Here is a 14,602-nt window from a genome sequence, read left to right on the forward strand (position 1 = left end):
TTGCCCGGTCCACCATCAAGTTTGTTGGATACGGTACCGGAACCGATGATGGTGCCCGCGCCCAGGGGGCGGGTCTTGGCGGCGTGGGCAATCAGCTGACCAAAGTGGAAGGTCATATCGATGCCGGCATTCGGTTCGCCAAACTTGTCGCCGTTCAGTTCTGAAATCAGCGGCAGGTGCAGTTTGCCCTCCTTCCAGTTATCGCCCAGCTGCGCCGGTGTGACGCATACCGGGGAGAATGCACTGGAAGGCTTGGACTGGTAGAAACCAAAGCCCTTGCCCAGTTCGTTGGGGATCAAGCCGCGCAGGGATACGTCATTAACCAGCATCACCAGCTTGATGTGCTTCAGAGCCTGCTCCGGGGAAACCCCCATGGGCACGTCGTCGGTGATGACCGCGATTTCCGCCTCGAAATCGATACCGAAGCCTTCGCTCTGGGGCATTTTTATCGGCTCACGCGGCGCCAGGAAAGTGTCGGAGCCGCCCTGATACATCAGCGGGTCGGTCCAGAAGCTCTCCGGCATCTCGGCATTACGGGCCTTGCGCACGAGCTCCACATGGTTCACATAGGCGCTGCCATCGGCCCAGTGGTAGGCGCGGGGTAGCGGGGAGTGACACTGAGCCTGGTCGAAAGGCTCGCCTGCGATCTCGCCGCTGTTCAGTTTCGCCTGGAGTTCTATCAGCTGGGCAGATTTCTTGTCCCAGTTATCCAGGGCGCTCTGCAGGGTACGCGCAATATTGGCTGCTGACTCCATACGGGTCAGGTCATCACTGACCACTACGAGCTTGCCGTCGCGTCCACTTTTCAAGGTGGCTAACTTCACTGTGCCTTCCTCTTGATTGAATCGTTGGTTTTGGTTGTGTGGTGTTAAGGGTCCAGTGCCTTGAACTCTTCCTCACCGTGCATCCACGCCGCGTGGCGCGGTGCTTTCTTGGTGCGGGACCACTCTTCCAGCATATCTTCGGCGACACGCTTGAGCTCTTTATGCATACCGGGCTTGGCGGTATTGGCTGCGAGCTCGATGCGGTGGCCATTGGGATCGAAGAAATAGATGGATTTGAAGATGGTGTGATCGGTGGGCCCGAGCACATCGATACCCGCATCTTCGAGCTTCTGCTTCATTTCCAGCAGCTCGTCCATGCTCTCCACTTCCAGGGCGATGTGCTGCACCCACAGCGGGGTGTTTTCATCGCGCCCCATGTCCGGGGAGTTGGGCAGCTCGAAGAAAGCGAGCACGTTGCCCTGCCCCGCATCCATAAAGATATGCATGTAGGGATCCGGTGCCCCCGTAGAGGGCACCTTGTCTTCGGCAATCGCGAGCTGGAAGTCCATGCCCAGGAGATCGCGGTAGAACTCCACGGTCTCCTTGGCATCGCGGCAGCGGTAGGCCACGTGGTGGATACGTTGTATAGCCATGGTTGGCCTCCGGTTTACAGTAGATCGATCAGGCTGCGTCTTCTTTACCCTGATCCCCGCCTGCTTTTCCGCCGATTACACCGCGCTTCAGCTGGTCGCGCTCGATGGATTCGAACAGTGCCTTGAAGTTGCCTTCACCAAAGCCTTCGTCTTCCTTGCGCTGGATAAACTCGAAGAATACCGGGCCGAGCATGTTGGCAGAGAAGATCTGCAGCAGCAGGCGCGGCTGGCCGCCTTCGGTGGTGCCGTCCAGCAGCAGACCGCGCTTTTTCAGCTCTTCGGTAGGTTCACCGTGGCCGGGCAGGCGCTCTTCCAGCATTTCGTAATAAGTTTCCGGGGGCGGGGTCATGAATTCCATGCCCTGCTTTTTCAGTCGATCCCAGCAGGCCACCAGATCGTCACAGGCAAAGGCGATGTGCTGGATGCCTTCGCCGTTGTACTTCATCAGGAATTCTTCGATCTGGCCGCCGCCACCGGCTGCTTCTTCGTTCAGCGGGATACGGATCTTGCCATCCGGCGCGGTCATCGCCTTGGACAGCAGGCCGGTGTACTCGCCCTTGATGTCGAAGTAGCGGATCTCGCGGAAGTTAAACAGGTCTTCGTAGTACTTGGCCCAGTAGTCCATGCGACCGCGGTACACGTTGTGGGTCAGGTGGTCCAGGGTGTGGAAGCCACAGCCTTCCGGATGCTTGTCAACGCCTTCCAGCCAGTGGAAATCGATATCGTAGATGGACTCGCCTTCTTTATAACGGTCGATCAGGTACAGAGTGGCACCGCCGATACCCTTGATCGCCGGCAGGCGCAGTTCCATAGGGCCGGTTTCCACTTCTACCGGCTGGGCGCCTTTCTTGAGCGCTTCGTTGTAAGCGAAGGTCGCGTCTTTTACGCGGAACGCCAGGCCACAGGCGGATGGGCCGTGCTCGCGCGCATAGTAGTCCGCGTGGCTGCCCGGCTCGTAGTTGGTGATGAAGTTGATGTCACCCTGACGCCACAGTTCAACGTCTTTGGTGCGGTGGCGGGCGACTTTGGTGAAGCCCATGGCCTCGAAAACAGTCTCCAGAATGCCCTTCTCCGGCGCGGTGAATTCCACGAATTCGAAGCCGTCCAGGCCCATGGGGTTCTCAAACAAATCGGCCATGTGATCCTCCTTATACGGGATTTTTATGGTGGCCAGGGATGCCGCTTGTGGCGGCAAAGGCCTACTTGGTTTCAGGTGCAACGAATTTAGTTACGCGTGTAACCAATGTCAAGCACCGGACTCAGACGGTTTGAAACGGCCCTAAAGTAATAGGCCCAAAAATAGGAAATAACCGGTAAAGAGATGACCAGCGAGAGGAAATGGGTGCTAGAAAAGCATAGAAAGGGATAACTCCCGACCGCATTGCGCGGCCAGGAGTCCAGTTACAGTCAGGCTTCGGTTTCGACCACTTTGGAGAGGTCGCCAACACCGGCTTCCTTCAACAGGGAATCGACCAGCGGCGCCATAGCGCGGTGCTTCAGCGCGCTACCCACCAGGGCCTCGGGCAGGCTCTGGCTACCGGATTCGCCATCGCTGTCGACGATACCGCCGTTGGTACGACCGCCAACGCCGTTCAGGCCTTCCACAGAGATGATCTTCATACCTTCAATCTTCTCCAGCGGACGTACGCTCTCGCGCACGATGCCCGGCAGGTGCTCGTGCAGGCTCAGCACTCGCTTGAGGGCGATCTGCGCGTCGCTGAGGCTGTTCATGGCCTCGTTCATCAGCCGCTGACCTTCCGCATCAACCGCATATTTCTCGCGATCGGCCTCGACCTTGATGCGTACGGCTTCGGCTTCTGCAGCCGCCTGCAGGCGGAGCGCTTCGGCCTTGTCTTCCGCTGCGGCCTTTTCCGCTTCCGCGGCAACCTTGATAGAGGTGGCCTGGCGCTCGGCCTCCTTCTGCGCCTCGATGATCTCGATACGCTTGTCACGCTCGGCTGCTTCCACGTCTTTCGCAGTCTGTACCTGCTCTTCCGCTTTCACTGCCTCCGCGCGTGCCACGTTAGCCTGCTGGTCCGCAAGGGACTGCTCCTTGGATTTTTCCGCAACGGCGATGGCGCGCTCCTGCTCGGCAATTTCCAGGGATTTCTGCTTGGAAATACGCTGTTCGTCGAGCACGCGCTCGCGTTCAATTTCCTGCTCCTGCAGGCGTTTTTCCTTTTCAATTTCCAGCAGACGTGTGGCCTGCTCGGCAGCAATACGGGACTGGTCGATTTCGCGCTCGGCTTCGATTTCCGCCTGGCGGGCGGCGCGCTCCTGAGCCGCGGTTTCCTTGGCCATATCCGCTTTCTGCGCCGCTTCACGGTTTTCCAGCTCGCGCTGCTGCTCCAGATAGGCGTAGCGTTTTTCCTTTTCGATCTCCAGGCGCTGGCGCTCCGCTTCCAGGTTCTTGGTTTCAATCTGAACCCGGGTCTCCTGTTCGACGTCGTTCACTTCCTTGCGGCGTGCCTCGATGGAGCGGGTCATGCTCGCAAGACCTTCCGCATCGAATACGTTGTCCTGGTTGAAGAATTCCTTGTGGGTCTGGTCGAGACCTGTCAGGGAAACGGATTCCAGCTCCAGGCCGTTTTTCAGCAGGTCTTCAGATACCACCTGCTGCACCTTCTGCACAAACTGGCTGCGCTGCTCATGCAGTTCCGCCATTTCCATTTCCGCTGCCACCGAGCGCAGGGCGTCGACAAACTTACCCTCGATCATTTCCTTGAGGGCTTCCGGATCCAGGGTGCGCACACCCAGGGTCTGTGCCGCATTGGCAATGGCATCGGTGTCCGGCTTGACCCGCAGGTAGAACTCCGCGAGCACGTCGACACGCATACGATCCTTGGTGATCAACGCCTGGTGCTCCTTGCGGGAAACCGCAAGGCGCAGGGTATTCATGTTTACCGGAATGATTTCGTGCAGCACCGGCAATACCAGTGCGCCGCCATTCATGATCACCTTCTGCCCACCCATACCGGTGCGGACAAAAGAACGCTCCTTGGAAGCGCGTGTATAGAGTCGCGCGAAGATAGTGCCGATGACGATCAGGCCGATCAGTACGGCACCTGCCATGATCCCTATGTTGGAAAGATTCTGAATCACTACGTTTTCTCCAATTTAATTGTTTTCAGTCAGGTGCTTGTTGGTGGGCTTGATGACGCGAAAATTGGCTCCGCGCTCCTCCACCAGCAATACCTGCTGTCCCTGTGTAAAGGTTTCCCCATCATCCGGCTCCACCATCACGTAGTGGGTGGTACCAAATTCGTCCTTGAGCCGGGCTTCTGCCGGTGATCCAACGACGGCCTCGCCGATCGTGATCACCGCGACCCGGCCGATAAATGAAGTGCGTCCGACCGCCTCCGTCTCGTCGCCGACCGCAAACCTGCGCAGCAGGTTGCCCACAAAGCGGACCTGCGGCAGGGCCAGAAACAGCACCGGGATGGCGAGCAGCCAGCCGGGCAACAAAATGCCGAGCAGGGATTCGGAGAACATCTGAATCAGCAGGCCACTGACGCCGAAGCTGACCAGGAAGGCGACCAGCAAAATGAGTGCGGGCACCTCGCCAAAACGCAGCCAGCCCAGCAGCTTGGTGAGTACGCCACCGGCCTCGGTATCGGGGGCGTCGAGATCGATGTCCATATCTGGCAGCAGGTTATCCAGCAGATCCGAGATACCGACACCGATCAGCATCATCACCCCTTCGAGTACGGCAATCATCAGCATCAGTACCAGCGCACCGGTAAATAGCTGATTGCCGTCTTGCAGAAAGAAAGCCATCAAGCCTCCGTCTGGGATTTGATTTTGGCCAAGCGTTCCTTGATCCGGTTGCCCCGCGCCAGTTCTTCCAGTTCGGCGAGTTTGCTGACGTCGGCGCTGGATTCTGAGGCCGGCACGCCCGCCTGTTCCAGAATGCGATTGAACGCGCCGGAGGCCTGATCCACCTTGTCGGCGGTCGCGCGGCTGTTGCCTTGCTGCTCGCCCGCGGGGCCATTGCTGACATGTTCACTGGCCTTGATGAATTCCCGCAGCTGCTCGCGCATCTCGCGCTTCTTGCCCTGCAGGGCGCCGATATAGGAATTCAGTTCGGTAATTTCCTGGTCGGTTTCCGCGATGGCTTTTTCCAGTACCGGAATCTGCGCTTCGATATCCATCTGCTTGGCGATGGCGGCCTCGGCGAGATCGTCGCGGCCTTCCTGCACGGCAACTTCGATCTGTGCGCTCAGTGTGCCGTGACGGCTGTTCTCATCGTTGAGGGTTTTGCTGCTCAGGTATTTGGCCGCTTCCGCCTTGCCGAGCTGATCGCGCACGTCGGCAATCGCATCGTCAATTTCACGGATGGCCTGCTCCATGACCAGCTGTGGAGTAGCGTTTTCTACGGAATCCACCACCGCATTGGCGGAAGCGGAGATGATGCGGGAGATACGTTTTATCAATCCTTCTTTCATTGTTTTTCCTTCCTCTTGTCGATCTGTTTGGGTAAGCCGGCAACGCTGGGAATCAGCGCTGCAAAAGATCCTTGAGTCGCTGCTGTAGTGTCTGCGCCGCCCCCGGGTCGATCAGCCGGGGATCTTTCTGCACAGCAACCAGCAGGATTTTTTCCAGGAAAGTCTCGATGGCCGGCAGGGCTTTCTGTTCCAGCGCCGGTGCCAGTGGCTCCTCGTCGGCACAGGCCTGAATCGCGGCGGCGCCTTCGACCACCATTTCCAGCAAGGCCTCCACCAGCAGGCTGCGCTGGTTTTCATCCACATATCGGGCCTTGGTCGGCAGCATGGTTTCGGCAGACGCGAGATAGGCGCGGGCAAAACTTTCGACACCCACGGATTCGCGGGCCATGGCGATCAGCTCGCGCACTTTCTCGCTCTGGGTGACAGCGCCATTGCGGTCAATGGACATCAGGTAGGTGTAGTCCTCTGACGAAAGGCGCGCCGAGATGGATTGGGTTTTGTTGAGCATGGCATTCCCTGACTTGCGATGTATACAAAAGTACACACGCTTTGTCGCGCGGTCAATTACACACACTTACACGGACGGGTTCCGTCGGACTTTCCTCCAGAAATGCACTAAAAAGTCAGGAATGGCACAAACGTGAAATCCGAGGCGGAGGAGATGATAGGAAAAATTGAGCACCAAATGGTTATTCAATTCGGTGCTCGTCTAAGTTGAAATTGTTTTATGGCCAAACGTTCATTGAGAAACGCAACATTAGCATCGTTCGGGGTCTAATAGACTGAATTTACGGTAGTCAACATCCGATCTGGGTTAATATTTTAGTCTCATAGATTTTACCATCTGGAGCCATCCAACATCAGGAACCAACACGCACCGAAACTATGCCTTTGCTGTAGTTACCTTGACCATCAGTTGCCCAGTAGTGAAACTCATCACTACCCTGAAACTCAATGGACGGTCGGTACGTTAAAGTACCATCAGCATTCAAATACACTTGCCCGTTACGAGGCTGAAGGATACCGTCCACTGTTAGTTTTTCTCCTTCCGGGTCACGGTCATTAGCCAGCACATCAATCTGCAATTCGACCCCAGGAAGCGTTGCCACCGCGTCATTTTCGACCATAGGCGATTGGCTCTGAAGATTGATTCTGCCACTAAAAATTGCTTTCCCCCAGCTAGAGTCGGGATTTCGAATCGCGTCCATCAGCTCGGAGCCAAGAAGCGTTTTAAAACCATATTTATGCACTTCGCCACTGGCTCGATCACTAAAATATTGCTCCACAATCGCATAATAATTGCCATTATCACTCTGGAAATAGCCATCCTGCTCAAGAATCGCAATCATGTCATAGAAAGGAACACCCATTTCATCTACGCCACCAGGAAGTGGGTTGATGCCGATACTATCGGTCTTGCGCCCGCTGTACTGAATACCAGATCCCGCAGTCGTTGAAGAACTCAGATAACGAAAAGGTTCACTGTCGTCCAGTTGAATGGAGAATCGATCAGGTTGTAGTTGCTCGGAGTCAATAATCAGGTCAACGGTGGAATCATATTCGTCGATGGGGGATTCCACGCCGGAAAATTCACCATCGATTACCACGAACTGATCAAAACCGCTGGGTTCCGCGTCGGTATGCACTTTTCCGAGGACGATCCCCTTGGGGAAATTTTGTATCATCGCGTTATTTACCACCATATCGGATGTATTGTTGCCAAATTCAATCCCGTATAGTGGAGCACGATAAGGCTCTGGCGTGTTGCCAACCAAGTCGAAGTCCCGCACCAGGTAATGCGCCGTATATTCGATAGCAGCTCCCGCCCGCACCTCCCAGGCCGTGAAGTTTTTGAGAGTAGTAAACACGTCGTGCTGCTGTTTGGTATTGGCTTTCAGAATAAAGAGACCAACCGTACACGCGAACGCCTCATTTCCGTCAAACGCCAGGATAGGAACATCGTCCGCCGTGGCGGCTTTCCCAAGTCCCAAGGCTTCAGGTAAGGTAAATAGCTCGGGAGAAAAATCCAGCATCCCGGTACCGCGGTGAAAATATACAAACCCGTGATTCACACTTGCTGCAATGTTGTCAATACTGTGAACCATTCTGCCCTGAAACCAAAATCCATCACCGGTCCGACCTATATCGAAGCTCGATACATCGTTACCATTTTTCGGGTTGAAGGCCTTATTGCCTTCTGCACGGATGGCCAAGTTGTTCCGCCACTCTCCGGTTTCGTTACCTGTTTCTGCAACAAATCCCGCACCAAATGTATCGAAACTAATATTCCCCACTAACTGTGCATGACTATCGTGATGAACATAGCCCCAGCCAGGAGATCCATATACCACGTTACCCACTGCAACCGCAGGACTGCGCTGATTATCAGTACCCGCGCGATGAAAATGAAAACTGTAACGGCCACGAATATTACTCGTAGGAAGAACGGTTTCGATATTCTGAATATCAAAACTTTCCACCGATTTGTCTGTACGGCCAAGATCCGTAAATGCTGCATACCTCACGTCGACGTGGGGATTGTGCATAAACATGACATGTCCACGCTGGTGCGCCGGAAGATCGGATCCTCCCTCGCTACTGATCTGAATATTTCGTGTCATGTTGGCAACGCTAATTTTTAAATCAGATCGCGGTGAAAAATGATCAAACACAAGAGGCTTGTCTAAAGTTACCTGGTTACCTGAAATCCGCGTGATCGTGCGCACCTCATCTTGTGTGCCGTAATAACGGGTATCACGGATATCATTGTCCCACTTCCATCCGGAGAATCGACTTCCACTGATAATCAGGGTATCACCGGTCCGCCAGTTATCAGGGATCTCTGCCAGTAAAATAAGATCATCTCCCTGGCGTGGGTCGCTGGCAACTTTCAGATGGGTTGTCTTCTTCATTCCGTGGATCGTTGTTTTTCCATGACTGATAATTCCACGACTTAACAGCATCGGATCCCAATCAACATCAATATTACCGCCAGCACCAATAACTAACTCACTTTTAATTTCACTGTCCACCGGGCGATCGGCCCGGCCTATTTCGAGGGTTCCCCGCCCGTCGACATAGAGCGTATCGAAAACGAGTTTGGTATTCACGTCTACGGCAAACTGTAAAGTTCCATCGATACGAATGGTGTTCAGGTGGGCATTCTCATACCCCGTATAATTGACATGAATGCCTTCACCGATAACAACTCGCGCCCCATCACCAGGGATGGACTTGTTGTGCCACACATCGGGGTTACACCAGTCGCCATCTGCGACAGCAGCATGAGTCGCATCTGCGTAGGAGACCAATGCCAGCGCGGCCATGTGCTCCTTCATTATTAAACCAGCATGTGAGGGCATCGCCCCTCGCTCGAATTCCGGCAGCACATAATCGGTATCCGGGTCTGCACTTTCACCCGCAGGCAAGCAAGTAGCCTGTTCCGCCGGCGTATCTGGGTCTGGGTCTGGGTCTGGCTCTGGCTCTGGATCTGGGTCTGGCTCTGGCTCTGGCTCTGGCTCTGGCTCTGGCTCTGGCTCTGATGGAACTTCATCAGCAGGATTATCACCCGGATCTTTTTTCGGCTTTTTGCCATTATTTGGCTTTTCAGCGGGAGGCGTATTCTGCTCAGGTTCGCCGGCCTTATTGTCCGGCTCCTGCGTACAACCTCCGGCGAACAATGACATTAAGGTTATGGTTATTACAAACGCTTTACACCACATGGCACATCCTACCTCTCTACCTCGTTACCTCATTTCATCTCCGTCTTTAAGCACTAACCACTTAGCTTCAACCACAACATCAAGTGACCACAATAAGCAAAGCAGCAAATTTAAAATCCACACAAATCGCAGGTACAGAAAACCGCCGGACGCAAAAATAGGAGACCAGCATCACAGTAGCGACGCTTAAGCGTGGCGGTTGCCACAATTGTGTGCAGAGAAAAAGGGGGCTGTTCGAACTTGGTGCGAGCCTACAATTCATACATTTGCAAGCCTGAAAAGAATAACTATGCGCCAATCATGATAAGTACGTCACCTTTTCGTTGACTGATTTGCCAATGCCATGGTACCAATTGCGCAAAATCGACAAGCAGGTGACAAGGAATGTCAAAAATTAACCGCGTTGATCATATTACCTATGCCGTAGCGGAAGGGATGATCGAAAAATGGGGCTGGTATCACATTGAAGTGGAAGGCGGAAAACTGACCAAGCGTATCGACGATGTACGCCCTGATGACCCCCATAGCAGTATGAAGCTTTGGTGTATCGATTTTATCAACTTCGGGATTGTGCTGGTCGAGGGCATCGACCGGAGCAAAGTCAGCCAGGTATCTGCTTTCGCCAATCGACACGGCGATCACAGCGTACAGCATATTGCTTTTGATACTCCCTGCCTCGAAGAATTTGTTGGTCATGCCATGTCACTGGGTACAAATTTGCGTGGTAGCCAGCTCATAAACGATGACGGCTTCGGTAGACTCAAGCAGCTATTCGGTAAAGGATATGCAAAACAAGATCCTGCCGAAATGTCTTTCCCGGAATATATCGAACGCCCAAGGGGCGGCTCTGAAGGGAAGGAAGTGAATACGGACGTCCCGCAAAATACCGGAAAGAATTTTTATCAGCGTATTGAAGACGCCCGAATAAACAATGACACCTCTACTTTGACAGACTTTTCGATGATGCCGGCAGGCTGGCGTCCGTCAACCGTAAAACCTGAGAGTCGAACCACAACGTCATCTACTTCCGAGGCTGAAGCCGAACTCTTTTGAGATTATTTTTAAACCAGAATTTTTCGCCCTAACTACTATAGGGAAAAATTGGCTGTTGCAGGAAGCAACTAGGAAACGAGCATGGACGCTTCGTTGGCGCACAAGCCAGACCCGGTTACCGCTGTCAAAACGAATCACGGGATTCCACCTTTTCTCGTAATTGAAAACGCAATAGTTGATTCTGCTGCACAGCAGAATGAAAATTGCGCAAGAAAAATCATAGACGAGGACGCTGAAAGCACAGCTCTATGGTTAGCAGGGGAATCAAATACGATAGAAACCGACACGGTCACCCTTCTAGCGCTATATCTTCTTGGTTTGTATCGAGTTACGCAAACCGAGAGTTTCGCCATACCGCTATACGTCTTAAATAATAATAATCGGCATACGGTCAAGACGCTTTGCTTTTTTGCAGGCGAAACTTTGCCACAAATTCGCGAACGCGTCCGCCAACGTCTAGAAGTCCCCGGAACACCTATATCGGCCTATTCAGAAGGCGACAACCCGCTACCAAACTCCAGCTGCGCAGCTGCGCTACTTCCAGAAGGTCACGCAACGAAATTCCCGCAGGATCTGCTTCCGCCGTACGGAACGAATCTTTGTCAGACGATTTTGACTGTGGTAAACGCAACCGGCGGCGAGCCTTCTTATACATGGTTGACGCGAAAAACTGGCCAAAACGACAAACAAAATCCGTCACTAAAAACGTTCTTCGAGCGCTTGATCGATGTTCATTTACGGATCCCCGGCATAGACTTACACGGCGTCGACCTGTTATCGAAAGAAGAAATTCTGCAACAGCAAGGGTTTTCTTCCGACATCATCGAAGCCGTATCGCACACCCCGGTTTACCGGCAGGTAGAGCGTTTTGCTGAAAACACGCCTGACGCTAACGCAGTTAGTGTATCGGGCCGGTCACTGACGTATCGTCAGCTGAACAGTCTATCAAACCTGATTGCCCGTGAGATGGCCGTCAAAGGCGTTACTCATGGCAATTACGTGGGTGTTCTCATTCAACCATCGCCGTTTATCTTTGCCAGCATTCTGGCGATCCATAAGCTGGGGGCAATATACGTCCCGCTGGATGCGTCATTTCCGGAATCGCGGCTAAAGAAAATCATAGAGACCGCACCGCCAACTCTTATATTGTATGACGCATCTGGTGAGAAAATGATAGCCCGGTTGGGCGTACCCGCTTTCAACCCTGCGCACCATATAAGTAATAAAGATCTCGCGGACAACATACCGAACCCATCGCACGACGTTTCCATCGGATCGGCGTCACATGTATTTTTTACTTCTGGAACTACCGGAAACCCGAAAGGGATACTTGCAACGCACAAAAACTTCTCCCATAGCCTGTACGCCGGCGTGCGCCGATACGGCTTTACCAGTGCAGATCGGTTCATTGCTGTCGCGCGATGCACATTCAGCATATCCATGTTCGAATACTTTACAGCGCTTACGCTTGGCGCAAGCGTGGAACTGATAGCTCCTGACACCATTTCAGATAAAACACAGTTTATAGCGCGATTGCGAACGGCCTCTGTTGTACATATGGTGCCCAGTCTTTTGCGGCAGATTTTGGATTATCAAGCTCCAGCGGGAACCGAAATTACGCTACCGAGCATTCGATATCTACTGACGGGCGGCGATATGGTTCCCGCTGAGACCCTGGAAAAATCACGCTCGATATTCACGCAGGCCCGCATTTTCGTTAATTACGGATCAAGCGAAATCAGCTGCATGGGCTGTACCTATGAAATTGACCGTGGTCAGGCGAAAATTCGCACGAAGATCGGCAGGCCTCACCCGAACATGAAAGTACTTATCCTTGATAAGAACAAAAACAAACTTCCACTGGGTTCCTGCGGTGAGTTGCATTTTTCCGGTGATGGTATCGTTCCTGGTTATATTAACAAAGGCGATCTTAACCGACGAAAATTCATCGACATCGATGGCGAACGTTTTTTTGCGATCGGAGACATAGGGCGATTTGACCACCAAGGAAATATTGAACTTCTTGGTCGTGAAGACTTCCAGCTACAGATAAACGGTATCCGTATCGAACCACCTGAAATTGAATATCGTCTGAAGCAACTGCCATCTATACGTGACTGTGTGGTAGTTGGCCGATCTATAAGTAAAAGCAAGAATAACTCGCTCATCGCATATATCGTGGAAGGTGAAGCACTGCCGACACCAAATGAATTAACGGATCATCTCCGCAGCCACTTACCCGAATACATGTGCCCATCAGCATATATTGCGCTGACGGAATTACCGACAAATCACAACGGAAAAATAGACAGGGCACAACTCCCTGAGCCGACCGCGCAAAATATATTGTCGGTGGAGTCTACAACCGGGAAGCGCACAAAACTTGAAGAAGAATTAATTGAAATTTGGGAGCGGACTTTCGACCTCAATGGATTGCACCAGGACCACGATTTCTTCGAAATCGGAGGCACCTCACTTGATGCAATCAGCATGCTAACGACAGTCCATGATACGTATGGAAGAAAGATATCCTTACCGCACTTCCTTTCCAACCGGACCGTAAAGAAGCTGGCACGAGCACTTTCAATAAACGATGATTCTCTTGAAAATGAACATGTTACGGTGTTAAAGGATGGGGACGCAGATCTTCCACCTTTATTCTGCTTGAACGGATCTATCCAGTATCGAGAGCTGGCGTCGACCATCGACATACCGAACCAAGTCGTTTCTGTCACGCTTCCGGAAGAGGAAGAGATTATTAGTGATGGCTCGATGACAGGTGCATTTTCAGAAATTTCAGACTTTCAACGGATTACGCAAAAATATCTGGATGCCATTCTGCGCTATCAGTCTGAGGGGCCCTACCTTTTGACGGGCGCCTCATTTGGCGGCCTTATTGCATTTGAAGTTGCCCGAGATCTCTTAAGGTCCGGGAAAAAAGTAGATCTTGTCGGACTGTACGATACCTGGGTGCCAGGATACAGAGAAAAAGCCAAACCGGTTAGCCGAGTACTGATCGGGCTTAAGAAGATTCATGAGTCCGGACTATCGCAACTTCGCTCGTATGGCCTCCGCGTGATCAAACGGTTAAGCGGCCGTCAGAAAGTTACTCATGGTCCCGAGAATACCGATATACGCGACGTGCTGCGTAGCACTGCGCTCGCCAAATTTAAGCTACGCCCCCAGAATCAAAGCGTTTTGCTGTTCAATGCGATCGATCGACCGCGTTATTACGGTGAGCGCAACGAGGAACATCTCGGCTGGAAGCGCTACGCATCTAGCGTAGAAGTTTGCAAGGTCCATGGCGATCATATTGGCATTCTCAAATATCCGCACGTGCTTTGCATCGCTGAGAAACTTGAAGAACGAATTTCAGCACTGGCCGATTGCGACGGTGCAAGTAGAGCTATGCATTAGTGCATGGGGCTATATTTGGAGTATTAACGTTGAAAGACCATAAAAATATAGACTGGCAAACCCCGGACTGGAGCAGGGAAAAACCACGCCGTTTCTGGGATCCGAGCAGGAAATTGCTTGGAGCCATTCGCGATTTCCAAAAAATTCAGCACAAGAGTGATCCAATCACCTACTTAAGGAAAAAGTATTGCAAGTTGCGGCACCGTATTTGGACCATCGTAACGGGCGCCGAGATTGATCTCCATTGCCGTATAGGGGGCGGGCTGCTTATCCCACACCCGAATGGTGTGGTAATACACCCCGACGCGATCATCGGCGCGAACTGCCTTATATTTCAGCAAGTAACGCTCGCCGGAATCGTCGAATTGGACTACCACGTAGATATCGGTGCCGGGGCAAAATTACTCGGCCCGTTAAAGGTCGGTCACAGCGCAAGGATCGGTGCCAATGCGGTGGTTACACATAATGTTTCATCAAACCAAACGGTAGTCGGCATTCCGGCGCGGCCGATAGCTATAAAGTCCAGCGAACCCGCCACAAATAATTAA

11 protein-coding genes (1 of these 11 only partly in view) are annotated in these 14,602 nt (G+C 52.8%); 3 read left to right on the plus strand and 8 right to left on the minus strand.

The features are described 5' to 3' along the window. The 8 genes from HUW35_RS05940 to HUW35_RS05975 all read right to left on the minus strand — a co-directional run. On the minus strand, positions 1-824 hold the 5' portion of the coding sequence (locus HUW35_RS05940) for a fumarylacetoacetate hydrolase family protein (RefSeq protein ID WP_181254691.1). It extends 184 nt beyond the left edge of the window; the window shows 824 of its 1,008 coding nt (coding positions 1-824); it begins with the start codon at positions 822-824; the stop codon falls past the left edge of the window. 44 nt (positions 825-868) lie between these two features. Beyond that, a complete protein-coding gene (locus tag HUW35_RS05945) occupies positions 869-1,417 on the minus strand; it encodes a VOC family protein (protein ID WP_181254692.1) in 549 nt (182 codons plus the stop codon). Positions 1,418-1,445: 28 nt separating this feature from the next. Beyond that, positions 1,446-2,555: a 4-hydroxyphenylpyruvate dioxygenase gene (gene hppD / locus HUW35_RS05950; RefSeq protein ID WP_181254693.1), complete on the minus strand. Its 1,110-nt coding sequence runs from the start codon at positions 2,553-2,555 to the stop codon at positions 1,446-1,448. A 269-nt stretch (positions 2,556-2,824) separates the two neighbouring features. Then, a complete protein-coding gene (locus HUW35_RS05955; RefSeq protein WP_219932659.1) occupies positions 2,825-4,519 on the minus strand; it encodes a flotillin family protein in 1,695 nt (564 codons plus the stop codon). Between the two features lie 15 nt (positions 4,520-4,534). Beyond that, positions 4,535-5,194 carry a YqiJ family protein gene (locus tag HUW35_RS05960; protein ID WP_181254694.1) on the minus strand — a complete coding sequence of 220 codons (660 nt, stop codon included), beginning with the start codon at positions 5,192-5,194 and terminating at the stop codon, positions 4,535-4,537. Then, positions 5,194-5,862: a PspA/IM30 family protein gene (locus HUW35_RS05965; protein WP_181254695.1), complete on the minus strand. Its 669-nt coding sequence runs from the start codon at positions 5,860-5,862 to the stop codon at positions 5,194-5,196. Before HUW35_RS05965 ends, HUW35_RS05960 begins: the two co-directional genes overlap by 1 nt. A 52-nt stretch (positions 5,863-5,914) precedes the next feature. After that, positions 5,915-6,370, minus strand: coding sequence for a hypothetical protein (locus HUW35_RS05970; RefSeq protein WP_181254696.1), 456 nt, complete (start codon positions 6,368-6,370; stop codon positions 5,915-5,917). Between the two features lie 352 nt (positions 6,371-6,722). Continuing rightward, on the minus strand, positions 6,723-9,584 hold the full coding sequence (locus HUW35_RS05975) for an Ig-like domain-containing protein (protein ID WP_181254697.1): 2,862 nt from the start codon (positions 9,582-9,584) through the stop codon (positions 6,723-6,725). A 384-nt stretch (positions 9,585-9,968) separates the two neighbouring features. On the opposite strand from HUW35_RS05975, the gene HUW35_RS05980 reads away from it, so the two are divergent. From HUW35_RS05980 to HUW35_RS05990, 3 genes are all read left to right on the plus strand, one after another. Further along, on the plus strand, positions 9,969-10,637 hold the full coding sequence (locus HUW35_RS05980; protein ID WP_181254698.1) for a hypothetical protein: 669 nt from the start codon (positions 9,969-9,971) through the stop codon (positions 10,635-10,637). A gap of 81 nt (positions 10,638-10,718) precedes the next feature. Beyond that, a complete protein-coding gene (locus HUW35_RS05985) occupies positions 10,719-14,054 on the plus strand; it encodes an AMP-binding protein (RefSeq protein ID WP_181254699.1) in 3,336 nt (1,111 codons plus the stop codon). 29 nt (positions 14,055-14,083) lie between these two features. After that, entirely contained in the window at positions 14,084-14,602 is a 519-nt protein-coding gene (locus HUW35_RS05990; protein WP_181254700.1) for a serine O-acetyltransferase, read from the plus strand.

It is taken from the genome of Microbulbifer sp. YPW1 (genome assembly GCF_013367775.1).
Lineage (GTDB): Bacteria > Pseudomonadota > Gammaproteobacteria > Pseudomonadales > Cellvibrionaceae > Microbulbifer.